This is a genomic window from Streptomyces sp. NPDC029122 (assembly GCF_055569445.1).
The window spans coordinates 269595-294990 of sequence record NZ_JBVHWK010000005.1; the positions used below are offsets into that span (position 1 = coordinate 269595).

General features: G+C 68.7%; 20 protein-coding genes and 2 pseudogenes. 17 read left to right on the plus strand and 5 right to left on the minus strand.

Translation table 11 applies throughout. The features are described from left to right. Nucleotides 1-52: 52 nt before the first annotated feature. On the minus strand, nt 53-988 hold the full coding sequence (gene sigJ, locus ACZ4WZ_RS09360; protein WP_467887254.1) for an RNA polymerase sigma factor SigJ: 936 nt from the start codon (nt 986-988) through the stop codon (nt 53-55). 147 nt (nt 989-1135) lie between these two features. On the opposite strand from sigJ, the gene ACZ4WZ_RS09365 reads away from it, so the two are divergent. Continuing rightward, entirely contained in the window at nt 1136-1576 is a 441-nt protein-coding gene (locus ACZ4WZ_RS09365; protein ID WP_467887257.1) for a YybH family protein, read from the plus strand. Between the two features lie 144 nt (nt 1577-1720). On the opposite strand, the gene gcl is transcribed toward ACZ4WZ_RS09365, so the two are convergent. Next, complete coding sequence (gene gcl / locus ACZ4WZ_RS09370; RefSeq protein ID WP_467887259.1) at nt 1721-3508, minus strand: glyoxylate carboligase; 1788 nt, start codon at nt 3506-3508, stop codon at nt 1721-1723. A gap of 271 nt (nt 3509-3779) precedes the next feature. On the opposite strand from gcl, the gene ACZ4WZ_RS09375 reads away from it, so the two are divergent. Then, complete coding sequence (locus tag ACZ4WZ_RS09375) at nt 3780-4640, plus strand: hypothetical protein (RefSeq protein WP_467887261.1); 861 nt, start codon at nt 3780-3782, stop codon at nt 4638-4640. 78 nt (nt 4641-4718) lie between these two features. Beyond that, nucleotides 4719-5207, plus strand: coding sequence for a glutathione peroxidase (locus ACZ4WZ_RS09380; RefSeq protein ID WP_467887264.1), 489 nt, complete (start codon nt 4719-4721; stop codon nt 5205-5207). Between the two features lie 16 nt (nt 5208-5223). Here ACZ4WZ_RS09380 and ACZ4WZ_RS09385 read toward each other — a convergent pair whose 3' ends face one another. Further along, complete coding sequence (locus tag ACZ4WZ_RS09385; RefSeq protein ID WP_467887267.1) at nt 5224-6903, minus strand: AMP-binding protein; 1680 nt, start codon at nt 6901-6903, stop codon at nt 5224-5226. A gap of 45 nt (nt 6904-6948) precedes the next feature. Continuing rightward, nucleotides 6949-8055 (minus strand): winged helix DNA-binding domain-containing protein, encoded by a 1107-nt coding sequence (locus ACZ4WZ_RS09390; protein WP_467887270.1) that lies wholly within the window; start codon nt 8053-8055, stop codon nt 6949-6951. 63 nt (nt 8056-8118) lie between these two features. Here ACZ4WZ_RS09390 and ACZ4WZ_RS09395 point away from each other — a divergent pair, with 63 nt between their 5' ends. The 8 genes and pseudogenes from ACZ4WZ_RS09395 to ACZ4WZ_RS09430 all read left to right on the plus strand — a co-directional run bounded on the left by ACZ4WZ_RS09395 (nt 8119) and on the right by ACZ4WZ_RS09430 (nt 14701). Continuing rightward, on the plus strand, nt 8119-9258 hold the full coding sequence (locus ACZ4WZ_RS09395; RefSeq protein WP_467887273.1) for a magnesium and cobalt transport protein CorA: 1140 nt from the start codon (nt 8119-8121) through the stop codon (nt 9256-9258). A gap of 317 nt (nt 9259-9575) precedes the next feature. After that, entirely contained in the window at nt 9576-9785 is a 210-nt protein-coding gene (locus ACZ4WZ_RS09400) for a hypothetical protein (RefSeq protein ID WP_467887276.1), read from the plus strand. 204 nt (nt 9786-9989) lie between these two features. Continuing rightward, nucleotides 9990-10346, plus strand: coding sequence for a hypothetical protein (locus ACZ4WZ_RS09405; RefSeq protein WP_467887278.1), 357 nt, complete (start codon nt 9990-9992; stop codon nt 10344-10346). Beyond that, the gene (gene dcd, locus ACZ4WZ_RS09410; protein ID WP_467887280.1) at nt 10343-10879 is read left to right on the plus strand and encodes a dCTP deaminase; all 537 of its coding nucleotides are present in this window, start codon (nt 10343-10345) and stop codon (nt 10877-10879) included. Before ACZ4WZ_RS09405 ends, dcd begins: the two co-directional genes overlap by 4 nt. Beyond that, a pseudogene (locus ACZ4WZ_RS09415) lies at nt 10876-11412 on the plus strand (dCTP deaminase). Before dcd ends, ACZ4WZ_RS09415 begins: the two are co-directional and overlap by 4 nt. Next, nucleotides 11409-12506 carry a glycosyltransferase family 4 protein gene (locus tag ACZ4WZ_RS09420; protein ID WP_467887283.1) on the plus strand — a complete coding sequence of 366 codons (1098 nt, stop codon included), beginning with the start codon at nt 11409-11411 and terminating at the stop codon, nt 12504-12506. Before ACZ4WZ_RS09415 ends, ACZ4WZ_RS09420 begins: the two are co-directional and overlap by 4 nt. Before the next feature lie 87 nt (nt 12507-12593). Beyond that, a pseudogene (locus ACZ4WZ_RS09425) lies at nt 12594-13624 on the plus strand (serine hydrolase domain-containing protein). Between the two features lie 51 nt (nt 13625-13675). Further along, nucleotides 13676-14701: a hypothetical protein gene (locus ACZ4WZ_RS09430; protein WP_467887286.1), complete on the plus strand. Its 1026-nt coding sequence runs from the start codon at nt 13676-13678 to the stop codon at nt 14699-14701. A 113-nt stretch (nt 14702-14814) separates the two neighbouring features. On the opposite strand, the gene ACZ4WZ_RS09435 is transcribed toward ACZ4WZ_RS09430, so the two are convergent. After that, nucleotides 14815-15456 (minus strand): restriction endonuclease, encoded by a 642-nt coding sequence (locus ACZ4WZ_RS09435; protein WP_467887289.1) that lies wholly within the window; start codon nt 15454-15456, stop codon nt 14815-14817. Between the two features lie 268 nt (nt 15457-15724). Between ACZ4WZ_RS09435 and ACZ4WZ_RS09440 the strand changes: the two genes are divergently transcribed. The 6 genes from ACZ4WZ_RS09440 to ACZ4WZ_RS09465 all read left to right on the plus strand — a co-directional run bounded on the left by ACZ4WZ_RS09440 (nt 15725) and on the right by ACZ4WZ_RS09465 (nt 25356). After that, the gene (locus tag ACZ4WZ_RS09440; RefSeq protein WP_467887292.1) at nt 15725-17083 is read left to right on the plus strand and encodes a hypothetical protein; all 1359 of its coding nucleotides are present in this window, start codon (nt 15725-15727) and stop codon (nt 17081-17083) included. 455 nt (nt 17084-17538) lie between these two features. After that, nucleotides 17539-22197 (plus strand): AAA domain-containing protein, encoded by a 4659-nt coding sequence (locus tag ACZ4WZ_RS09445; protein ID WP_467887295.1) that lies wholly within the window; start codon nt 17539-17541, stop codon nt 22195-22197. Further along, nucleotides 22194-23105 carry a hypothetical protein gene (locus tag ACZ4WZ_RS09450; protein WP_467887298.1) on the plus strand — a complete coding sequence of 304 codons (912 nt, stop codon included), beginning with the start codon at nt 22194-22196 and terminating at the stop codon, nt 23103-23105. The genes ACZ4WZ_RS09445 and ACZ4WZ_RS09450 overlap by 4 nt, the downstream gene beginning before the upstream one ends. Before the next feature lie 69 nt (nt 23106-23174). Beyond that, complete coding sequence (locus ACZ4WZ_RS09455; RefSeq protein WP_467887300.1) at nt 23175-23780, plus strand: hypothetical protein; 606 nt, start codon at nt 23175-23177, stop codon at nt 23778-23780. Continuing rightward, entirely contained in the window at nt 23781-24437 is a 657-nt protein-coding gene (locus ACZ4WZ_RS09460; protein WP_052874281.1) for a hypothetical protein, read from the plus strand. Nucleotides 24438-24597: 160 nt separating this feature from the next. Next, a complete protein-coding gene (locus tag ACZ4WZ_RS09465; RefSeq protein WP_392897896.1) occupies nt 24598-25356 on the plus strand; it encodes a hypothetical protein in 759 nt (252 codons plus the stop codon). Nucleotides 25357-25396: the final 40 nt, after the last annotated feature.

Sequence of the window (25396 nt, forward strand, 5' to 3'; positions counted from 1 at the left end):
ACGCCCGCGTACGGGAGCGCTGGTCCGTACGGGCTCGCCGGTGAGGTCGGCGTCAGTCCGTCCGCCAGGGCCGCAGCTTCTCCGGGTTGAGCACGGCCCAGATGCGGCGGATCCCGGCGTCCCCGATGTCGAACGCGTACACCGACAGAACGGCGCCGTCCAGGAGGGCCGCCAGACCGGGCCGGCCGTTGACCGTGCACTCGCGGATCGCCAGCCGGCCCGGGAGGGTCCGCTCGGCGAAGAAGCGGGCGACGGGCTCGGCCCCCTCGATCGGGTGCGGCCGGGCCGTGACGATACCGCCGCCGTCCCCGACGGCGGTGGCGTCGGCGTCGAGCAGGCCGATGAGGGCACGGATGTCCCGGGCCTCCCATGCCAGCTTGAACTCCCTCACCACACGGGCCTGCTGGACGGTCGGCGGCGAGGGGGCCCGCGAGGCCGCCACCCGGCGGCGGGCCGAGAACGCCAGCCGGCGGCAGGCCGCCGGGGTGCGGCCGACGATGCCGGCCACTTCGGCGAAGGGGTAGCGGAAGACGTCGTGGAGGACGAACGCCACGCGCTCCGCCGGGGTCATGGCCTCCAGCACGACGAGGAAGGCCATGCTGACCGACTCGTCGAGCGTGATGCGGTCGGCCGGATCGGCCGTACTGCCGTCCATCGCGCCGGTGGACCACTCGGTGCGCTCGGGCAGCGGCTCGGGAACCCACTCCCCCACGTAACGCTCCCGCCGGGCCCGTGCCGAGCGGAGCACGTCGAGGCAGACGCGGCCGGCGACCTTGGTCAGCCAGCCGGCGGGGGAAGCCACCGCCGCCCGCTGCCGCGGGGACATGGCGTACCAGCGGGCGTACGTCTCCTGGACGGCGTCCTCGGCTTCGGCCACGGAGCCCAGCATCCGGTAGGCGAGGTCGGTCAGCCTGCGGCGCTCACCGGTGACCGCGCTCGGCACCGGGTCGAGTCGGCCGTCCTGCGGCGCGGTCGGACTGGTCGTCATGGTCTCGCGGCTCCCTCGGTCGGATCTTTCCCCACCCCTATGACGGGACAGGGCCCCGGAATGTGACGCGGGGCCGCCGGCCTCACATTCCGGGGCCCTGTCCCGTCATACCGGCAGCGGAACACACCACGACCGAAGGAGTACGCGATGACCACCCACGAGTCCGCGGTACGGGCGCTCCTGGCGAACCGCGCCGAGGCCCAGCAGAGCAAGGACATCGACCGGCTCATGTCGTTCTACGCGGCCGACGCCGTCTACTACGACGTCGTCCCCCCGCTGCGGTTCGAGGGAGCCGGGGAGATCCGCCGCAACTTCCTGCGCTGGTTCGACGGGTACCTCGGCCCCATCAGCCTGGAGACGCACGACCTCACCCTCGTGACCAGCGGGGACACCGCGTTCGCGCACATGCTTCACCTGGACTCGGGAGAGCGCAAGGGCGGGCTGCAGGCATCGGTCTGGGTACGGGAGAGCGTCGGCCTCCGGCGGACGGACGGCAGGTGGTCGATCACGCACGAGCACGTCTCGATCCCGATCGACCCGGCGACCATGACGGTCTGGCTCCCGTCCGACAAGGACCAGCCCGCCTGACGCCCGGAGGGACGTGCCGGGGCCTTGTACCGGGGGGGACATGGCGGCGGCCCCCGCCCTCCTCACGGAGGGACGGGGGCCGCTCGGTGCAGGCCGGACAGTTCGTGCTGCTCGTCCTGCGGTTCCTGGGCAGACCGGTCGGGGTCAGACCTTCAGGGCCTTGATGGCGGTCGGGGCGTGGCCCGGCTCGGTCGCGAGCTCCTCGAACTCGGTGACGTCGCTCATGTCGACCGTCTTGCTCATCGCGATGTTGGTGATGCGCTCCAGGATGGCCTCGACGACGACCGGGACCTGGAACTCCTGCGCCAGCTTCTTGGCCTCCTCGAAGGCCTCGCCCAGCTTGTCCGGGTCGGTGACGCGGATCGCCTTGACGCCCAGGCCCTCGGCGACCTTGACGTGGTCGACGCCGTAGACGCCGATCTCCGGGGTGTTGATGTTCTCGAACTCGAGGTTGACCTCGAAGTTGATGCCCAGGTTGCCCTGCGCCTGGCGGATCAGGCCCAGGTAGGCGTTGTTCACGAGGACGTGGACGTAGGGGACCTTGTGCTGGGCGGCGACCGCCAGCTCCTCGATCATGAACTGGAAGTCGTAGTCGCCGGAGAGCGCGACGATCGGGGTCTGCGGGTCCGCGGTGGCGGCACCGATGGCGGCCGGGATGGTCCAGCCGAGCGGGCCGGCCTGGCCGCAGTTGATCCAGTGGCGCGGCTTGTAGACGTGCAGGAACTGCGCGGCCGCGATCTGGGAGAGGCCGATGGTGGTGACGTAGCGGGTCTCCGGGCCGAAGGCCTTGTTCATCTCCTCGTAGACGCGCTGCGGCTTCAGGGGGATGTTGTCGAAGTGCGTACGGCGCTGGAGGGTGGCCTTGCGCTCCTGCGCGGAGGCGGTCCAGGCGGAGAAGTCGGGCAGCTTGCCCTCGGCCTTGAGCTCCTTGGCGACCTCGATGAAGAGCTCCAGCGCGACCTTGGCGTCGGAGGCGATGCCGAAGTCCGGGGCGAAGATCTTGCCGATCTGGGTGGGCTCGATGTCGACGTGGACGAACTTGCGGCCCTTGGTGTAGGCGTCCATGTTGTAGCCGGTGTGACGGTTGGCCCAGCGGTTGCCGATGCCGAGGACGAAGTCCGACTCGAGGAACGTCGCGTTGCCGTAGCGGTGCGCGGTCTGGACGCCGACCATGCCGGCGGCCAGCTCGTGGTCGTCCGGGATGGTGCCCCAGCCCATCAGGGTGGAGATGACGGGGACGTTGACCAGCTCGGCGAACTCGACCAGCAGGTCGGAGGCGTCGGCGTTGATGATGCCGCCGCCGGCGACGATCAGCGGGCGCTCGGACTCCAGCAGGAACCGGATGGCCTTCTCGGCCTGGGCGCGGCTCGCCTGCGGCTTGTAGACCGGCAGCGGCTGGTAGGTCGCGGGGTCGAACTCGATCTCGGTCAGCTGGACGTCGATCGGCAGGTCGATCAGGACCGGGCCCGGACGGCCGGAGCGCATCAGGTGGAAGGCCTGCTGGAAGACGCCGGGGACCTGCGCGGCCTCCAGGACCGTGGTGGCGGCCTTGGTGACGGGCTTGGCGATGGAGGCGATGTCGACGGCCTGGAAGTCCTCCTTGTGGAGCTTCGAGACCGGAGCCTGACCGGTGATGCACAGGATCGGGATCGAGTCCGCGATGGCGGAGTACAGGCCGGTGATCATGTCGGTGCCGGCCGGGCCCGAGGTACCGATGCAGACGCCGATGTTGCCCGCCTTGGCACGGGTGTACCCCTCGGCCATGTGCGAGGCGCCCTCGACGTGGCGGGCCAGCGTGTGCGCGATGCCGCCCACGTTCTTGAGCTCGCGGTAGAACGGGTTGATCGCAGCACCGGGCACGCCGAACGCTTGTTCGACACCCTCGAGCTTGAGGATCTCAACTGCGGCAGCGGCGGCTGTCATACGAGGCATCTGGTTCTCCTGCGGGTCTGGCGGTCAGACTTTTTCCGTCATCCGGAATTTTTGTTCTGCTATACGGAACAAGCTAAGGCGCCACTTCGCGCACGTCAAGGCGGTGGGGCACCCCGGAACGCACCAAAAGCCGCATCGCGTTCGGCGAGTTGCACAAATGGCCGGGGCGCGGAACGGGATCGGCGTGAATCGGCCGGTCTCCCTCCCCGCACGGTCGCCGGTGGTGGAGCATGGACCCACGGACAGCGACGACGGAGGGGGTCCAGGTCTCATGGCGGAAGCGGTACCGGTGCGCTGCCCCTCGTGCCGGCGCGAGAACGGCTACAGCGTCCCGGTCTATCCCTGCGCCTGCGGGAGCCCGGTCGCACCGCCCCTCGACCTGACGGCCCCGCCCGTTCCCCTCACGCACCGGAACTGGTCGGAGGTCTGGGTGACGGTGCGCTGCGCGGCCTGCGGGCGCGAGAGCGAGTGGCCGCACCCGGAGGTGGGCTGCGGCTCCTGCGGTCTGGTCGTACGGGTGCCCGTGCACCCGCCGGAGGGGCCGGTCGGGCCCGTCGGGGGCGCGGGCGCGGGGGACGGCGTAGGGGAGGATCCGGCGCGGGCCGAGCCGGCCGGTCCGCAGGCGGCGGAACAGGGCGCGGCGGGTCAGGGCACGGCGGGGTCCGGTGGCCGGGCGGACCGGCCGGCGGCGGGCGCCGCGGCGGCCCGGCCGCGTACCGGCCCGGCCGCCGGGCCCCCGCTCTCACGGCCGGCCTTCCGGCCCGTGACCATCCGTACCGCCCGGGACGCGGTGGTCACGGCCGCGCTGTACCTGCGCTGGCTCGGCTTCCAGGACGTCCGCCAGCCGGACGGGGTACCGATCCCCTCGGCCGCGGTGGACCTGCGGGCCCCCGGGGTGGTGGCCCAGGTGGACCCGACGACCGCGCCGGCCGGGCTGCGGGCGGTGGAGTGCGTGTGGCTGAACGGCCTCACGGCCTCGGCGACCAGTGTGTACTTCTCCCTGGCCGGATACACCGAGGACGCCCGGAGCCGGGCGGACGAGCTGGGGATACCGCTGTTCGTCATGGACCTCACCGGCATGCCGCAGCCGGTCAACGACCCGGCGGACCGGCTGGTGGGGAAGGGGGCCTAGGCTCAGGGGCTCTTGGTATTGGTATGACTTTCAGTCCAACGCCCCTTCCTGACGCCCCTTCCTGCCGAGGAGAGCTCGATGAGCCTGTACGACATCCCGCTGACCACCCTGGACGACGAGCCCACCAGCCTGGCGGCCCACCGCGGCAAGGCCATCCTGCTGGTGAACACCGCCTCCCAGTGCGGGCTCACTCCGCAGTACTCGGGACTGGCCCGCCTCCAGTTCGCGTACGAGAAGAAGGGCTTCACCGTCATCGGCGTGCCCTGCAACCAGTTCGGCGGCCAGGAGCCCGGCACCGCGGAGGACATCCAGACCTTCTGCGCGGCCGGCTTCGGCGTGACCTTCCCGATGCTGGAGAAGTCCGAGGTGAACGGCGAGAACCGGCATCCGCTGTACCAGGAGCTGGTGAAGACCCCGGACGCCGAGGGCGAGGCGGGGGACATCCAGTGGAACTTCGAGAAGTTCCTGATCTCCCCCGCCGGCGAGGTCGTGGCGCGCTTCCGCCCGCGCACCGAGCCCGAGGCGCCCGAGGTCATCGCCGCGATCGAGGCCCAGCTGCCCGGCTGAGCCCCGTACGGCCCGCTCAGCCCAGGTCGGCCTCGTCGTACTCCTGGCCCGAGCCGGCCGCGGTGAGCTCCCGCAGCTCGACCCGGCGGATCTTGCCGGAGACGGTCTTGGGGAGCTCGGCGAACTCGATGCGCCGGATCCGCTTGTACGGGGACAGGACCGCCCGGGAGTGCGCGAAGAGCGCCCGGGCGGTCTCCTTCCCGGGCTCCCAGCCGGCCGCGAGGCTGATGTACGCCTTGGGAACCGCGAGGCGCAGCGTGTCCGGGGCCGGGACGACGGCCGCCTCGGCCACGGCCTCGTGCTCCAGCAGGGCGCTCTCCAGCTCGAAGGGGCTGATCTTGTAGTCGGAGGCCTTGAAGACGTCGTCGGCCCGGCCCACGTAGGTGAGGTAGCCGTCGGCGTCGCGGGAGGCGATGTCCCCGGTGCGGTAGAGCCCGCCGGCCATGGCCTCGGCGGTGCGCCCGGGGTCGTCCCGGTAGCCGGTCATCACCCCGGCGGGGGCCGGGCGCAGGTCCACGCACAGCTCGCCCTCGTCCGGGGACTCCTTGCCGGTGACCGGGTCCAGCAGCACGATCCCGTAGCCGGGCGCGGGGCGGCCCATGGAGCCGGGCTTGACCGGGACGCCGGGGAAGTTGCCGACCTGGAGGGTGGTCTCGGTCTGGCCGAAGCCGTCGCGGATGGTGACGCCCCACGCCTCCCGGACCCGCTCGATGACCTCGGGGTTCAGCGGCTCCCCCGCGGCGACGGCCTCGCGCGGGGGCGTGCGCAGCGTGGTGAGGTCGGACTGGATCAGCATCCGCCAGACGGTGGGCGGGGCGCAGAAGGTGGTGACGCCGCCGCGGTCCATCTCCGCCAGGAGGCGTTCGGCGTCGAAGCGCGCGTAGTTGTGGACGAAGACGGTCGCGCCCGCGTTCCAGGGGGCGAAGAGGTTGGACCAGGCGTGCTTGGCCCAGCCGGGCGAGGCGATGTTGAGGTGGACGTCCCCGGGGCGCAGCCCGAGCCAGTACATGGTGGAGAGGTGCCCGATGGGATAGGAGGCGTGGGTGTGCTCGACCAGCTTGGGACTGGCGGTGGTGCCCGAGGTGAAGTACAGCATCAGGGGGTCGGTGGCGAGGGTGTCCCCGTCCGGGGTGAAGGCCGCGTCGGCCCCGTACATGTCCTCCAGCCGCCGCCACCCGGTGGGCACCTCCGTCCCGGCGGCGATCCGGGTGTAGGTACCGGGGACCCCGTCGAACTTCGCGGTGTCCTCGGCGCGCGCGATGACGTGGCGTACGTGGCCGCGGTCGACGCGGTCGCGCAGGTCGGCCGGGCCGAGCAGCGGGGTGGCGGGGATGACGACGGCGCGGAGCTTCATCGCGCCGAGCATCACCTCCCACAGCTCGCGCTGGTTGCCGAGCATGACCAGGATCCGGTCGCCGGCGGCGACGCCCTGGGCGCGGAGCCAGTTGGCGGCGGAGCCCGACCGTACGGCCATCTCGCCGAAGGAGACGCTCCGGCTGGTGCCGTCCTCCTCCACGATGCGCAGGGCGTCGGCCCCGTTCCCGTGCGCGATGTGGTCGAACCAGTCGAGGGCCCAGTTGAAGCGCTCGGGGCGGGGCCAGGTGAACCCCGCGTGGGCGGCTTCGTACTTCCCGCGGTGTTCGAGCAGGAAGTCCCGCGCGGCCCGGAAGCTGTCGGTGGCGCTGTTCTCCGTCATGACAGGCATCGTGCCGCGCCGGACGGCGCCTCCACCAGGGCGGCGTCAGCCTCGGATTGACCCGAAGCGCACGGATCCGGGCGCGCCGGCCATCCCGGCGAGCAGGGCTTCGCCCTCGGCGGCGATCTCGTCCATGCGGGCACGGGAATGCGTACCGAAGAGCTCGACGGTCAGGGCCGGTCCGCCGCTCCCCTCCGCCATCCGCCACAGGCCGGCGAGGAACCCGTCGACGAGCAGGGTGCGGTGGGCCTGGTTGCCGCTCCAGGTACGGCCCTTGGCCTCCGGGGGCACCACGCGGGAGCGGTCGGCGTGCGAGAGCAGCAGGTTGTCGAACTCGGGCAGGAAGCGGGGCGGGGCGGGGGTGCCGGCATCGGGGCGGGGGCCGTCGGGCAGGTCGAAGAGCTCGACGCCGTTCTCGTCACGGAAGGCGGTCAGCCGCGGGCGCAGCCGCTCGAAGGCCTCGCGCAGCCGGGTGAGCCCCGCCCAGGTCTGCATGTCCTTGACGGAGGCCGGGCCGAAGGCGCCCAGGTAGCGCAGCACGAGGCCGTCGATCGCCTGCGCCTCGCCGGCGGGCTCACCCAGCCACGCCTCGACGGTGGTCAGCCGCACCTGCCCGCTGCGCCCCCACACCCCGCGCGGGGTGACCTGCACGAGCGGGAGCAGGCAGCGGGCGGCGACGGACAGCGACTGCGGGTCGGCGGCGGGCCACTCCCGCAGCAGCTCCTCGCGGATCTCCCCCATGGTGCGCGGCTCGTCCTCGACGAACGCCCGGGCGCGGGCGGCGAGCCGGTCCAGGTCGACCCCTGCCAGCCCCTTGCGGAAGGAGGTCAGCTCCCGGTCGCGGGCTGCCTGGACGAGCGGGCGGAGGGTGAGCGCGTCCTGGGCGGTGTGGGTGTGGATGGTGGACCGCACGGTGACCATCCGGACCACCTTCCGCTCCTCCATCAGCCGGGCCAGCCCTTCGGGCCGGAACCCGGCGAGCCGGGCGTGCAGCTGGTAGTACGGGGGCGTGACGTTCTGCGCCTGGAGCCCGAGGAGGTGCCCGACGGCTTCCTCCGGGGACATCTCGGCGCGGCTCAGCAGCAGCTGGCGGGCGAGCGTGGCACGGTTCAGAGCGCGGGTGCCGAGTACGGGGTTCGTCCTGGAGGCCATGACAGCAAACTAACCCCCCTCGCGGACACCCCCTGTCCGCAACTCACACGGAGGCTGACTGCGATGCCGGAGCGCCCGAACCGCCGTCCCCCCTCGTCCGCGAAGCGCTCGGGCTGGCTCCGCCCGCCCGGCCCCGCCGCCCCGCCCCCGCCGACGGCCCCCGGCCCACCACCCCCGGACCACGACAGCGTGATCGACTCCGCGGTCTACCGGGACGGCCGCCGCGTCGCCTCCCCCACCACCCTCGCCGACACCTTCCGGCAGCTGCGCGAACAGCCCGACGGCATGGCCTGGATCGGCCTGCACCGCCCGTCGGAGTCCGAACTGCACTCGGTGGCGACCGAGTTCAACCTGCACCCGCTCGCGATCGAGGACGCCCTGGAGGCCCACCAGCGCCCCAAGCTGGAGCGCTACGGCGACACCCTCTTCGTGGTCCTGCGCGCGGCCCGCTACCTGGACGCCCTGGAGGAGGTCGACTTCGGCGAGCTCCACGTCTTCGTCGGCCCGGACTTCCTGATCACGGTCCGCCACGGCGCCGCCCCCGACCTCTCGACCGTCCGCCGCCGCATGGAGGAAACCCCGGACCTCCTCTCCCTCGGCCCGGAGGCCGTCCTGTACGCGATCCTCGACGCGGTGGTGGACGGCTACGCCCCGGTGGTGGCGGGCGTCCAGACCGACATGGACGAGATCGAGACGGAGGTCTTCCGCGGCGACCCGGAGGTCTCCCGCCGCATCTACGAACTCTCCCGCGAAATGGTCGAGTTCCAACGCGCGACCCGCCCCCTGGTCGGCATGCTCCACGGCCTGATGGCGGGCTTCGCCAAGTACGGCACGGACGAGGAACTCCAGCGCTACCTCCGCGACGTGGCCGACCACGTGACGCACACGAGCGAACGCGTGGACGGCTTCCGCCAGGCCCTGACCGACATCCTCACGGTGAACGCCACGCTGGTCTCCCAACAGCAGAACGCCGAAATGCGAGCGTTGGCGGAAGCGGGCTTCGAACAGAACGAGGAGATCAAGAAGATCTCCTCCTGGGCCGCCATTTTGTTTGCACCCACACTCGTCGGAACTATTTACGGCATGAACTTTGAGTCCATGCCGGAACTGAAGTGGGCCGCCGGCTACCCCTTCGCGATCCTGCTGATGGCAGTGGTCTGCGTCAGCCTGTACGTCATCTTCAAGAAGCGCGACTGGCTGTAGCTGGCAAGGCGGACTAGGTCGTCGACTTCCCAGCAACAAATGTACTGGGCCACCACTTCGCGAGCTCTGGGGAGAATCTGGGGAGAATGCGCGGCGCTGGGGGGGGGAGCGTGCCATCGGCCCCAGACCAGCACTGCCATGCCAGCGCAGCCCGCCACAGAGAGTGCGGTAATCCGTCGGTCAGTGTCTGAGGCCGTTTTGTCCATGCCCTTGTGGTGTGGGCCTCACCGTGGATGGCAGACCGCCGGTCTTGGCGACAGGTCCTCGTCCTGCCCGTTCAGGGGACGGGTGTCCGACCCTCCCCCTAAGTTGCCTTCATGACTCCCGAGAGGACCGCAGACCGTCAGGCGTGGTGCCAGATGGGCGCGGAACACGCCCTGTTCCGCCGACCCGCGTTGACTGCGCCCCCACTGGTGGTGTCGTCACCCCACCTGCTCAACACGCACGATCTCGATTGGGAGAGCGTGGAGTACCTGATCGCGTGGCTCGTCCGGAAGGTGGAGGGCTGGGAGGAGACGTGGATCTAAGGATGCTCCCCCGAGGGCTGGGTCGGACGGACCGCCCGTTTCCCCGACAGCTCGGAATCCGTCCTGCCAACCGAGCTGGCCTCCGTCCGCGAACAGATCGCCTCCATCGACGCACAGCTGGCCGAGCCGCTGGGCCGTCTCGTCGCGCCCTATCGGAACAAGCCGCTCGACCGCCACGCCCTGCTCCGCGAACTGGCCGACCGGTTGCGCAGCGGGCTGGGCAGCGAGGCGGTCGTCCTCAACGAGACCGCCGTGCGCACGACGCTACTGGGCGAAGTCCTCACCGTGAGGGACCTGCTGGCCATCGAGCCGTTCGACAACAGCCTGGTCGAGGCTCAGGTCGCGCCGATCTTCCGCAACGACCCCACTGCCCTGCTCACTCACCTCACCGAGCCGGCAGGACCTCTGATCACCTCCCCCGATCCGCTCCCCGCCGGTCTGACGAGCGTGCTGACCACCGACTACCTGGCCGACACCTGTCTCGGTAGCCGCTCCCGCCCCGCCGGCCTCAGCCTCGGCCCGGCGATCAGGAGCATCCTGACCAACGGAGACGACCAGTGATCCTCACCGGACCCGAGATCACTTCCGCCTCAATGGACGGACGGCTGCGGATCTCCCCCTTCGTGCCGACCCAGGTCAACCCGAACAGTTACAACGTCCGCCTAGGCGGGACCCTGCTCACCTACACCGACCAGGTACTCGACGCCCACCGCCCGAACCCCACCCGCCGTACAGAGATCGGCGACGACGGCCACGTCCTGCAGCCCGGCGAGCTGTACCTCGGCCACACCTTGGAGGCGGTGGGATCCGACCTCTTCGTTCCCCTGCTCTTCGGCCGGTCCTCCGTCGGCCGACTGGGGCTCTTCGTCGAGATCACCGCACCCATCGGTGACATCGGCTTCCACGGCCAGTGGACGCTGATGCTCACCCCGACCCGCCCCGTGCGCGTCTACGCCGGGATGAAGATCGGGCAGATCATGTTCTTCGTCTCCGAGGGCGCCATCGACCTGTACGAGGGCAAGTACCAGGCGTTCTCCGGGCCTCAGCCCTCCTCGTACTGGCGCGACCTCGACGGCACGACGGTGACCTCATGATCCTCACTGGACCGGCCATCGCCGCCGCCCGCGAGGCGGGCCGCATCACCATCGACCCGTATAACGCAGACCGCCTGTCCCCCAACGCGTACGACTAGCGCCTGGGCAGCACGCTCCGCGTCTGCGAGGGCGACCTCGACGCCGCCAGTCCCACCGCCTTCTCCGAGCTCACCCTCCCCGACGACGGGTACGTCCTGGAGCCCGGCCACCTCTACCTCGGCCACACCCTGGAGCGGACCGGCTCCGAGACGTACACCCAGCTCCTCAACGGCGACCGGACCACCGGCTCCCTCGGCATCTGGGTCCACGTCTCCGCGCCGCTCGGGCACCAGGGCCATGCGATCCGCTGGACCCTGGAGATCCGCGCCACCCGGCCCGTACGCGTCCGGCCCGGCATGACCTTCGGCAAGCTCGTCTTCCTCCGCACGCACGGCTCCCCGGCCAGCTACCAGCAGCACGGCCTCAAGTACCGCACCAGCGAGGGCATCGAGACGTCCCGCCTCTACGAGGAGAACCCCGGAGGCCGCCGGTGAACCGCGTCGTCGCCACCGCTCTCGACCTGCCGTTCCCCAGCCCCGGCGGAAGCGTCGAACTCTTCCTCGACCTCTACGCCGGCACCCATCCCGCAATCCCCGCCCACGCCTTCATGCTCGCCCCCGACGGCCCCCAGCCTCGCACCCCGGTCGGCATCGACCTGCTGCACGCGTCCGGCAAGTGCCTCGACGGCCATGCCTTCAGCCGGTACGTCACGAACCTGCGCCTCGCTATGACAGCCGCCATCGACCCGCGCCGGATCAGCGTGCTGCACCTGCACCACCTGGCCTTCGGCGCCACCCCCGCTCTCCTGCGGGCCCTGCCCGCCCACCCCCGGATCGCCTTCGTCCACGGCACCGACCTCCTGCACGCCGAGAACCACACCACGCAGCTACGCGTTCTCCGCGAGACCGCCTCCGCTGCCGACGCGATCGTCGTCCCCACCGGCGCCATGGCCGACCGCCTGCTCAAGCTCGCCCCCAAGACGGACAGGCGCAAGATCGAGAAGATCCCCTGGGGCATCCCCAACCGCCTACTGACAAGCCCACCGCCCCGGCCCGCCCGACGTCCCACCAGCCACCTACGGATCCTCTTCGCAGGCCGTCTCAGTTCCGAGAAGGGCCTCGAACCCCTCCTCCAAGCCGTCGCGGCCACCCGCTCGGTCGAGCTGAGCATCGCTGCCCCGCGCACCCAGTTCCTCGACCTTGCCCCGGTCATCCGCCAGCTCGGCGTCCACGTCCGCTACCTCGGCTGGTTCCGCCGCCCCCAACTCTGGAAGGCCTTCGCCGACCACGACGTACTCGCCGTGCCCTCCACCACCTTGGAAGCCATGGGCCTCGTCGTCCTCGAAGCCCAGGCCTGCGGACTCCCCGTCCTCTACCAACCCGTCCCCGGACTCAGCGAGGCCCTCTCAGGCACCGGCCTGGCCACCGACTTCACCAACCCCACCACCGCCGCCCACGACCTCCACCGCCTGCGCACCACCCCCGGCCTCCTGGAGATGCTCCGGGCATCCGGCCGCACCAATGCCGCCCGTTTCCCCCTCAGCACCACCGCCACGGCCATCGCCGACCTCGGCCGGCGACTCGCCTGACACCACCCGTGGCGCAGCAGGCACCGCCCCGGCCGCGTCACTAACCTGGCCAGCGGACCACCCGCGGCCCACGACGATCGGGAGACCATGACCCACCCCACCGACCGGATCGAAGACCTCCTCCAGACCGGCGTACGCGACGAGGTCTACCCCGGCGCGGTGTGGGCCGTCGGGAACGCCGACGGCATCCAGGCCAGCGGAGCCGTCGGCCTCCTCGACCCCGACCACCCGGACGAGCCGATGCGGCTGGACACCGTCTTCGACGTGGCCAGCCTCACCAAGATCCTCGCCGTCTGGTCCACGATCGGCACCCTGGTCGAAGAGGGCAAGCTCCAGCTCCACACCCCGCTGGGCACCTTCTGGGAGGAAGTCGCCGGCCACCCCCTAGCCCGGGCCACGGCCCACCACCTGCTCACCCACACCGCCGGCCTGCCGCTGCGCGCCAACCTGAAGAACCTCTACGGCACCGCCCCCCAGGACATCCGCGACGGCGTCCTCCACGAGGCCCTCCACCGCCCACCGGGCGAAGCCGTCGAATACACCGACCGCGCCGCCCTCGTCCTCGGCTACCTCGCCGAACACCTCTCGGGCCAGCCCCTGGACCAGCTCGCCACCGACCGCATCTGGCACCCCCTGGGCATGACGCAGACCCGCTTCGGCCCCCTCCCCGATGCCGAGGCGGCCCGCTGCGCCCCCACCGAGTACGACGAGACCACCGGCACCCACCTCAAGGGCACTGCCCACGACTTCTCCGCCCGCCTCCTCAACGGCGTCTGCGGCATCGCCGGCACCTTCTCGGTGCTCGACGACCTGGCCCGCTTCCTCCGCCACATGCTCATCCCCACCCACGCAGCCTTCGGCCCACCTGGATCAAGGGATCCCTCCGCATCGAAACTGGCGACCTAACCCCCGCCCGCGGCCTCTTCTGGCACCCCGCCCCCGGCTCCGACCCCACCGAGGACATCTGGGTCCACTACGGCTTCACCGGCACCGGCATGTGGATCAGCCACACCCGGGGCCGCTGGGCTGTCCTCCTAACCAATAAGCTCCGCTTCAACCGCGACCGCGAGCCCTTGGCTGGGATCCGCAACACCTACTGTGCCTCCGCCTTCTCATAGACGAGGTGTACGAAAACCCCAACTGTCGGCGGCCAGTGGCACAATTCAGCCATGTGGGACAACGAAGAGTTCCGTATGGCAGAGGGTGCCCACGTAGTCGGACACCAAGGCGATTCCTTCGAGATCCAGGTCACCGTCCCCACCGACGACGACGGGTTTCTCGGCCGCGAGTGCCCGCACTGCACGATGGCCTTCCGTATCGACGCAGACGATTACGAACGGCTTCCAGACAATCTGACGCTGTGGTGCGTCTACTGCGGCCACCACAGCGGCCATTCAGACTTCATGACTACGCAGCAGCGGGAACGTCTGCTGCGTGTTGCCGAGGACCTGGGCACCCAGATCGTCAGCCGGTCACTTCACGACATTCTCGGCGGCCTCGCCCGCAAGAGCTCGCGAGGAAGCCCGGTGACCTTCTCCTACAAGCCCGGGAAGCCCTTCTACCCCAGGCCTCTTCCGGGTATCGACGAGGAGCGCCTGGTACGGATCCGAACCTGTCCCGGCTGCCGGGTCAAGTACGCCGTCTTCAGCGAGCACCGCTACTGTCCTGTCTGCGGCGAATTGCCAGCGGCGTCGGTCGCGTTCGATGCTCTACAGGCCGATACCGCTCGCCTAGACGCACTCGAAGCGATTCCCTCAGATGTCAAGGCTGCCCTTCGTGAGCAGGGAGTGTTCTCACGCAACTGGGTGGACACCATCGAGAACGTGGTGGGAGTCGTCGAAATCCTGGCGTCCTCCCTGTTCAAAGCTTCCGTGCATGACGCAGATGCCCGGCTCCGCGGAAAAGGCAACGTCTTCCAGCGGTTGGAGGACATGGCCGTGCTCTTCACCGACGCCGGCTTTCCGGATGTACGGGCCGCGCTCGCATCGGACACCTGGGACCGCCTCCTCTCGACCTGGGCAGCGCGTCACGTCTTCACGCACAACGATGGCGTGGTCGACCCGGAGTACCTGACCCGCGTCCCCCGCACACCCCTCCGTGTCGGACAGCGCCTCACCCTCGACGACCCGACATGCCGCCGCGCGATCGAGGACACGACCTTGTTGTGCACAGCGCTGACCGAGCTGACATCGTGAAACCATGGCCACTCTTCGTGGGGACTGGCTTCAGCGCCCGGCTACCAGGGGGAGTTACTCGTACGTCTCTTTGCGCAGGGCGCGATGACGCCGGTCGCCCTGACCAGCGCCGTTCACCGCGTTAAGAGACGGGAGCGCCGCACCGTTGTTCCACAGTCCAGATGATCACGGTGGACGGCCACGACATCGTTCTGCAGGGCACAGCGTTCGGCAGGTCCGCTGAAGTACGCGGTGGTGACGAAGACGGCAACTTCGGCCTTGAAGTGCACCTGCGAGCCAAGGAGGTTACGGACCTCTCCATTGGAGATCTTCCGTTTTGGGTCGTACCGCTTGCACTGGATCACCATCGTGCGGCCATCGGGCAGCCGTCCGCGCACGTCGGCACCGTTATCCCCTGTGCCGCCGACGCGGCGGACATCCGTACAGCCGTCCCGCCTGCAGAGGTCGGCCACGAAGTCCTCGAACTGCGTGCCGTCCATCACGTCGACCTCGGCGAGCGTCCGATGGCCCGCCCTGACGGCGTCCTCGTGGCGCCACCGCCGATCGTCGCCCCGGACCATGCGGTCCGTCTTCCACAACCACCGGCCTCCACCGCCGACCGCGCCGAGGACCAACAATCCCACTGCATAGGGCCAGATCGTCGACCAAAACGTCACGAGCAGCGCCAATGCGATGACGCCACTCCAGGCACCCGCCTTGAGCCAGGCTTCCCGGCGCTTCCGCGATGCCGACCGACGCTTCTTGCGTGCTGCCACCCAATTCCTCCCCGCCTCCGAGTAGCAGTCTCGGCAAGACGACGCGTGTCAGTAAGGGCGCCCGTCGGCCATGGCTCGTTCCCCGCGATCTCCCGCGATGCAGCCCTGCGGCCAGCGAGGCAGCCCTGGGGGAGACGGTTGCCAGCGCGCCACGCCCGGCGATGGGGACCTGCATCGCCATGTGCCCGCATACGCCCTGTGTGCGCCCCTCTTGCAGCACGTAGCTTGCGACGTCGGTCTGACCCGTGGAAGCCGTAGGGGGAACAGGTTGAAGCCAGCCGCTGACGTACTCAAGGATCTCGTCCAGCCGTCGAACATCTCGATCCACTCCAGTTCGGCTCTGGTCGGCAGCGTCGACGACGCCGCAGCCGAGGATGACAAGGCGCGCGAGCAGAAGGAACTCGACCAGCTCCGGCGAAAGCCCGAACTCAGGCCCATCCCCGCGAAGGAGCTGGACCGGACCGTTCAGCTGACGCCCTGGGATGTGCTACACATCCTCGGCCAAGGCAACGCCCTCTCACGGCGGGGCGCCAGCCGTGGACTCGCCGAGCACTGGGGTTCCCTGAAGTACAGCCAGGCTCTGGCCGGCAGCATCAACTCGTTCATGACGCTCTCCGCGGAGGGCCGGGAAACGGCCGACTACTACAAGGCGATCCAGTCCGGGGAACTCGGGACCGGCTTCGCCCTGACCCTTGCCCGGCAGCTCCTGAGCCGCCGCTACCCGGACCACTCGGTCTCGATCGTCCCCGCGGACACTGCGCTGCGGGCCGGCTGGGCTTTGACCAGTCGCGACGCGGGCCATCGATCTGGCTACCGCTACCGGCCACAGTTCTTCGCCGAGATATGGAAGCCCGGAGAGGCGCCGAGGGTCCTTCCGATCGCCTGCAAGGGCAACCACAGCAACGCCGCCGCCTCTCACATCCAGCTCGCGTCCGCTTCTGCGCACGTCGAGGCGGTGCACATCGGCCCGTGGAACGAGACACCGGCCCTCGTGTTCAGTACGGAACTCCCCACCGAAGGCGTGCTCACGGTGCACGCCTTGCAGGCCCAGGGAACTGGTGGCCGACTGACCGGCTCGATGGATGCCCCCGATACCTGTCTTGACCACCGTCTTGAGGACGCGAACAACTTCCCGGGCATCCAACCGCCGGCCGAGGGCGAGCGGAAACCGGAGTCGCAGCTCGGCTTCCACGTACAGCCCGAGCACTATGCCTGGTTCCGGCAGGTCCTCGCCCGAACCGCGGCGGCCGGACTGACCGCCTTCGCTGGCGATGGCGCCGCTACGGCCCAGTACCTGACCAAACGGCAAGGCCAGCGCCACTTCACCGACCCCACCCACGCCGCCACCGACAGCGTCCAGGACGCGAACCAACGACTCCTCGACATCGACTTCGTTGGCACCGACCACGTGTTCCGCCTCAACAGGACCCGGGTCGAGGCCTTCTCCGGGGTCGCGAACGACCTCTTCCGCCACCTCGCGAAAGGCCGCGTCGAGCAGTACCGCACGGAAATCCACGCCCAGCGGAAGAGCTGGCCCCTCCTAGCCTGGGATTCGGAGTGGGACGGCCCCGTATCCGTCCACCAGGACGGCTCTGTGCTCGCCATGCGGGTGTTGCCACAGGCCTGAGGGCCCGCATGGCCGGTGTCGCTCCCTAGAAGCAAGGGGGCGACACCGAGGGAGGGGATGACGCCGACGACGCTTCGCGTCCTGCTACCAGCCCTCGACTGTTCAGAGTGCCGCCCGCCGCCTTGGTAAGCACCCAGAAGGCCCTACTCCGTCAACCGAGCCGCCTTATGCCCTGTCCTCCCCACCCATGCGCCTTTAGATGGACTAAGCCATCGGGGCTGCCTGGAACTCGCTCGCGCAACTAACTCTCCCGAGCTCCCGGCTTGATTGCCCCCAGATACGTAGAGCGTCGGGGCACCGCTACCGAAGGTCGACGGATCTCCACGAGGAACTCGCTGGGATCAAGGTGATTCAGCCCAGATGAAGCTCGTATTTCGCCATTTTCCAGAGACAGGTTGCCCCTGCCACTGCTCATCCCGATCCTGGAACGTTCGCCACCAGCCGGGAGGAGAAAAGTGAACGTACCGCGACGTCACGCGAAGAACCCCGACGTCATCGGCCAGACTGCCAGTCTGATCGGCTTCCTCAAGGAGGTCGTGCAGAGCAGCAACCAACGACTTCGTGATGACCGCCGCTCAAGGGAGCGGTTATGGCTGGTCGCCATGCCCCCCTCGGTACGACGCCCGTCCGACCGACTCGACGGGCTGCTGTTCACGCTTGACCACGTTCCGCAGACATCGCCGCCCCCACTCCCAGATCTGCTGGATGGATGGGTGTCCACGGAACGCTGCCAGGACGCGGACGGCGGTGACCCGCCGCTTGAAGATGAAGGACCGGGGCAGGAACTCGTGCCCGCAGCGGACGGCAGCCAATCCTGGGAACAGGCAGCGGAGCAGACCGTCCGCCGAGAGGATGCGCACGAGGTACTCCGAGCCTACGGTCCCTGGCTGACGCGCTGGCGGAAGTGGGCGGAGAGGGAGCGCGCGGAGCGAGCCCTTCGGGAGCTGTACGACCAGGTCTACGGGTGGCACCAGAAGCTGACCCAGCAGGATGATCAGCTAGAACTCGTGCTCGCCACAGGGCTCTTGACTTGGAGCGATCCGCGTGGTGACGCCATTCACCGTCACCTGCTCACCCACCGCGTGGAGACCTTGGTAGACCGGAAGACCGCCAGGCTCACAGTGCGGCTCATGGCCGAGGGAGCCGTGCGGCTAGAGGATCAATCATTCCTCGACACCGATGACGGCTGGGCGCCCGAACGCTCGGCCGCGCTCACCGAGGAGATCGCGGCCCAGTCACTGCACCTGCTTGGATCTGAGGCCTTGGAGCAGTTGGCCCAGTGGCAGGAGCAGGTACTGCAACGGCCCGTGTCCTTCAGTGCCGAGTGGCAGCCGCCCCGCGAGCCCGAAGCAGGCGCGCGTCTCACGTACGCTCCCGCACTTGTGCTGCGTCCACGGGACCGCAATGCTCTGCTGGGCTTCTACGACCGGATCGCGGACAGCGTGTCCTCCGAGGGACACGCGCCTCTGGGCCTCGCCCAGCTGGTACTGCCGCTGAACTCCGAAGAGCGCGTGAACTGGGACGGCCGCGAGATTCCGCCCCTATTCGGGGACGACCCGCTCTTCCCAGGAAAGACCAACGAACGTCAACGCAGTGTCCTGCGGAGGCTGGAGCACGACACGGGCGTGGTGGTTCAAGGCCCACCGGGCACCGGCAAGACCCACACGATCGCCAACCTGGTCTCCGCGCTGCTGGCGCAGGGGCAGAGGGTCTTGGTGACCAGCGCCCGCGACCAGGCCCTGACGGTCCTGCGGGACAAGCTTCCTCCCGCCGTACGGGACCTGTGCGTCCTCCTGCTGAGCTCGGCACGGCAGGACGGGGCGGACGAGCTGGAACGCACGGTCAACGCTCTCACCGATCAGGTCGCCGCGAGTGACCCTGAGCAGCTGCAGGACGAGATCCATCGACTCTCCGCCCGCCGGGAGGAGGTGCGGGGAAGGATCAGCACGCTCACCGAGCAGGTGATCGCACTGCGGGAGGCCGAGGTCTACCGGCACCCGGAGATCGCACCGGGATACGCCGGCACTCTCGCCGCAATTGTGCAGCGTGTGCAAGAAAGCGCCGGACATCACTCCTGGATCGGTCTTTTGCCGGCTGACGGCCCGACCCCGTCTGTCCCTCCGCTGTCCCCCACGCAAGCGGTGGAACTGCTGAGCCTGCTGCGCGACGGTGCGGCTGAGCCACGCGCCGGTGGCACTCTGCCAGACCCCGACGGCCTCCCCTCCCCCGAAGCCTTGGCCCAGGCACTCTCAGCCAGCCGCGTCACCAACGAGGGACTGTCCTCTGGGGCGGTCCGCATCCGCGGCGATCTCGCCAGGCTCGACAGCTCTGTCACCGATGAGCTGACCTCTCTCGTGGATTCCTGCCGTACGGCTCTGCACCACCTGGGTCTGTCTCCGCAGGCCACACAATGGGATGAGGGCAAGTGGGCCACCAAGGCCCTCACCGACCGACTCTCCCGTGAGAACCTCGCACTGTGGCGTCGCGTGTCCGGACTTGCCGATCAACTCGTCGACATCTCAGAACGGCTGAACGAACAGGGGATGACGCGCGTCACCGTGCCCGGGCAGCTCTCCACGGAACAAGGGGATGCGATGCTCACGGCGGGTTCTGCGCTGCGCGAGCACCTCGTCTCGGGTGGCAAGCTGCGAGTCCGCGGCAGCTTCCGTGCCTCGCGGGCGCAGAAGGCCGCGCAGGACCTCCTCGACTCGTGCACTGTGAACGGTCACTCACCCGAAACCCTGGAGGATCTCGACGCCGCCCTTGCTCACCTCCGCGCCCGCTCCGCCGTTGCCACGCTTGCGGAGCGGTGGGGCCAAGTGCAGGTACCCGTATCCGAAGGGCCGCTGGAAGTTCGGCTGGCGTCGCTGACGGAGGCGTACGCACGCCTGGAACATGTCGACACGTTCGGCGCCGGCCGCGAGCGCATCGACGAGCTGCTCGTACATCACGGGATGCACATCGCTCTCACTTCTAAGTCGGCATGGCAGGACTTCGCCGGCGCCCTCTCTGCGGTCTCCGACCGACGAGCGGCGGACGAGGCTATCGCCCAGTTGCTTGCTTGGGAGGAGCAACTGCGCACACCGGTAGATGGCTCCCACCCCACCACCGAAGCTGTGGCCGCCGCCCAAGCCGTTCGGGAGCAGGACGTCGACCGATACGCCAAGGAACTTGAGGCGCTGCGCGAGGCTCACCGGCGTGAACACCGCCGGCGTCGGTGCGCCGTGCTACTCGAAAGCGTCCGCCGGGCCCACCCGCTGCTCGCGGACCAGCTGACGCACGACCCTGGCGACCGGGCATGGGAAGCTCGCCTGGAGTCTCTGGCGGAGGCGTGGGCCTGGGCCGTGGCCTCGGCCTTCGTCCACCGTCAGCGCACACCGGGACGCGAACGTCAGATCGAAGGCGAACTGGCTCAGTGTGAACGTCATCTGGAGGACATCACCGGTGAACTCGCTGCCACCTGGGGAAGGTGGCACTGTCTGCACCGCATGACGCAAGAGCAGCGGTCAGCGCTCCAGGCGTACCGCAACCACATGTCCTCGTACGGCAAGGGCAAAGGGCGCGGTGCGGGCCGCTACCGTGCCGCGGCATACGACGCCATGAAGACGGCGCAGGAAGCGGTTCCCGCGTGGGTCATGCCCATCTCCCAGGTCGCCGAGATGGTGCAACCGAGGCGGGACGCGTTCGATGTCGTCATCGTCGACGAGGCTAGTCAGGCCGGCATGGACGCCTTGTTCCTGCTGTGGCTGGCGCCCCGCGTCATCGTCGTGGGGGACGACAAACAGTGCGCGCCCCCACTCAGTGGCATGGGCCGGCACCAGGCGATCCATGACCGGCTCGTCTCGCACCTGCCGGACATGCCGCCGAGGCTGCGCACGCTGTACGGACCTTCCACCAACCTCTACCAGCTCCTGTCCACCTTCTTCCCGAAGGTGATCCGGTTGGAGGAGCACTTCCGTTGCATGCCGGAGATCATCGGCTGGTCTTCGCAGACCTTCTACAACAACAAGCTGCAGCCTCTGCGCCAGTACGGCGGTGAGCGCCTCGACCCCCTCGTGACCCACTTCGTCGAAGGGGCCGTTACCCAGGGGCGCGACAGCAGGATCCGCAACCCGAAGGAGGCCGAGGCCATCGTCGACTGCCTGGCCAGGCTCGTAGCGGACCCTGACTACCGCGACCGGACCATGGGCGTCATCACCCTTCAGGGGTCGATCGGTCAGGTCAAGCTCCTGGAAAAGCTCATCCAGGAACGTATCCCGGCGCCGATGCTTGAGCGCCACCAGATTCGTGTGGGCAGCCCGGCGTCGTTCCAGGGAGACGAACGGCACGTCATCCTGCTGTCGATGGTCGTCACCGATCCGCCGCGCATCACGGGAGGTGCCCGCAGCGAACGACAGGCATACAACGTCGCCGCGTCCCGGGCACAGGACCAGATGTGGCTCTTCTACTCGGTACCGCCGGACCGATTGAAGAGGGAGGACATGCGACTCAACCTCCTGTCCTATATGGAGAACCCGCCATCGGCACTTGCCGGCTCCGAAGACATCGGAGAGGTGGTGGGCGATGTGCCGCAGAAGCCCTTCGAATCGCTCTTCGAGCAGCAGGTCTACCTGCACCTGAAGGCCCGCGGATATCACGTCGTCCCGCAGTATCCGGCAGGGAACAAGCGCCTCGACCTCGTCGTCGTAGGGGCACGTGGGCGCCTGGCCGTGGAGTGCGACGGCGACCGGTATCACTCGACACCCGAGCAGATCCGGCATGACCAACGGCGCGACCGTGAACTCCAACGCGTCGGCTGGACGTTCTGGCGGATTCGCGAGAGCGAGTTCCGATTCGACCCTGAGGAGGCATTGTCCGGCCTATGGGATGAGCTCGAACGACTTGGCATCCATCCGGCCACATTCGAGGGGACCAGTGACCGGACCCGTTCGTCCGCCACACCCACCACCGTGCAGTGGACCCCCTTCGACCTCTCCTCCGACGAGGGCCTGGCCGACGACATGGCGGAGGCACCCGAGGACCCGGGTACGGACGATCTGGCCAACACGCTCCACAAGGCAGAAGACAACGAAGTAGACGACGAAACCGACGACAGCACGGAAGGCTCGGCATGACTGCGCAGTCCCCACTCGGCATCCTCGATGCCAACACCCTGGAGGAGCTCGCGCGCGTCATCTGCGGCGACGACCACCTCTACTACCGCAAGGGCTTCGAGATCGCGCGCTTCCTGGAACACGCCGGCTGGCAGCGGGTGCCTGAGTACAACGGCGAGTACAGGATGGAATGGACGCTCGCCCGGCTCAACGAACGCCGAGAAGAGCCCACCGAGCTGGAACGGGTCCTGCTTCGCCTGGCCGACCCTCGCGAATACCTTGACGAGCCGGACCAGCTCCCCGCTGTCGTCTCCGCGGTCAACGCGTTCCTGGTCTACGAGGGAGCACGCCTGGAGAATCCTGGCGGCCGCCCCCGTCTCGTCGCCTGCGACCCCTCCCTTGCCCACCCGGGTAGCCAGGGTCCTGCCGAACTCAGCGCAGCCATGACCGATCTCATCAGTGACCGGAAGATGGCCGCCCTGCTCCAACACCGCTTGGACGAGGCACGCACCTGCTACGCCAATGGCGCTCACGTGGCCGCCATCATCATGCTCGGCAGCCTGCTGGAAGGCGTCATGGTCCATGTGGTGCGCGAACGCGACGCCTCGCGACTCGGCAGTACGTCTGCAGACAGGGTGACCCTCGACACTTTGATCAAGACCTGCCACGACCCAGGATGGATCGGTGCCGACGTGGAGCGCTTCTGTCACGAGCTGCGCAAGTACCGTAACTTCGTCCATCCGCGAGCAGAGATCCGCGAGGCCCACACCCCGGATCGCGACACGCTGGACATGTGCTGGCCCGTGGTCAACGCCGTCTTGAACGACCTCGCCGCCTCCCAGCCGAAGACGGCCACGCCAAAGCCAACCGCCGCGCCTGTCCGACCCGTGCCCCGGCCATCGCCAGCGCGACCAGCACGCCGGCCCTGACACCAGGGCGCGGTTGGTTCGACCACCGCCCTGCGCTCAAGAGCAGGGCGCAGTTGCCGAACCAACGCCTTGCCCGGCGGCTCATCGAAGTCCATCCAGGAAATCGGCTCCGGTGGCCTGTACGTCGCGATCGTGGACGCCCCGATTCCGGGCAGCGGTTACACCGTCCGCTGGGAAGCCACCGAGAGCTTGCCGACCCAGGACGTCGGCAAGCTCGTCGATGGCAGCGGGCTTGGTGGGGTCGAAGTCCGCTTCTTCCTCGTGCAGCAGCACGTCACCTCCTCCAAGGCCTACGACTGGGATCACCTGGCGCTGCTCTGGCAGGAGTACCTCGCCTACGAGGGCTGGATTCCGTGGCGACTCCATCCGCCGCGCAAGAGGTTGCAGTGGGAGAAGGATGGCGTGGCTCGGCTCAAGGAACTCGGCGCTCCGGTGTTCCTCGGCTATGGCTACGGCGAGGGGCAGGCCAAGCTCAGCGGTGAGGTCGAGTTCGGCGCGCGCTTCGTGCTGCCGCCTTCAACCGAACTCAAGGAGGCCGCCGAGGTGCTCAGTAGGGTGGCCGTGATCGGGTCCCGGATGGCACAGCACGCGACGCAGCCGCAAGCCAAGGAGGCTGTGATCGCGCTGATCGACGGAGAATCTCATGGCAGCGGCGATGCAGGGGTGGACGGATAGATGACGGGCGACTTCGGACCGGACCGCTTGCGGCAGCTCTTCGGTGACCCGAACGAGGACGGGGTCTACCTCGTCGGCGTGGTGGAGTTCTCCGACGATGCGAGCGAGGACCAGTGGTCGTACGTCGGGAACACTCAGATGGGGACCCTGGAGTCAGTTGTCAGCAGACTCGGCTACGAGCGGCGTGACATCAGGGTCGCGGAGCCTTACCGAGAGCCCGGCCGGGGGGTGCTGCCGGACGGCACAGAGCTGGCGGTCACGTCGACCACCGTGCGAGGGAGCGCATCCTGGCATCGGATCAGCAGGGAGCCAACGCCGGAGGAACGCCTCCGGTGGGCAGGGCATCCGGTTCCACCGCCGCTTCCGCCCGAGCCGGTGCCGGTCGGTCCCAACATGGAGACGGCGAGGCCTCGGATCGAGGAGCACCAGGGAGAGGTCTTCTACACGAAGACCGGCAAGCCCTTCACCTACCGGACCGACCGCTACACGCTGGTCATCGTCGAGAGCCGGCGCAACGTGCAGTGGCACGAGATCAGGTCAGCACTGGAGGAATGGCCGATCGGGGGGCCGTCGGAGATTCCACGATGCCCCGAACGTTCTGGGCGGTACGTCTACGGGATCGTGTCCGACGAGCGGATCCGGCGAGGGGACTGGTGACAACCTTGGCCCTGAGGCTCTGTGGCGCCTGATGCGACGCTCGCCGAACCTGCCGACTTGTCGGACGCCAAAGCTACGGTGGCGGGTGAGGTTCGGTTCCACTACCGCGACTTCCTCGTCGACCGAGCGCCGAGGAAGCCCCGAGCACTGACGAGGACGCATGGCCGAGGACCCGGAGTACGACCTGTTCAACGCACTTATTCGCATCCCCAAGGGCGAGAGTCTCGCCGACTCGCGGGAGAACGAAGGCTGGAAGCGTGGGTTCACTCCCAAGACGAGTGACAAGGGACCGAAGCACGTCGAGATTCTCCTGAAGACCGAAGCCAAGCCCAAGATCGTCTACGTCACCAAGTACGTGAAGGAGCAAGGTCCTCAGCTCACCCCCGCCCAACAGATCGTGGCTGACATCGCGGGCCAGATCACCGAAGGTCTCGTAGAAGCCACGAAGTCTGTGGTTGTCCACTTGTGGCACACCCAGGCCGTGCCGGCCCTCGCTGCCAAACGCGAAGCCTTCGTGCTGAAGCAGCAGGCCCGCAGAGCCCAGAAGAAGGCCTTGCGGGCTGGGGTCACGACGACACCTCCTGTTGCTGTTCCGGGGGTCGAGGCTGACGCGCCTTCCCAAGATGCGGCCACCGCGCCCAGCGACCCGAAGGTCACTGTGACAAGCGAGCAGTTCCAGCAGATGTTCATGACTTGGCTCGCTCGTGAGGACGCCCAACAGGCGCTCTGGAGCCTCATCGTGAATGCCGAGGTCGAGGATGGCGGTGCTGCCACCCTGGCATGGCAGCAGGAACTGAAAGAGCTTTCGCCTGAACAGCGAACCGAGCGGGCCATGGAATTCCTCGCTGCCAACCCCTCGATCCTGGAGGACTTCGCTCGTCAGCTCATGGGCAGCATGGCCCTCGGGCTCGGCGAATAGATCACGCCCCGCCACAGACCTTGAGCGCACGGTCCATGGC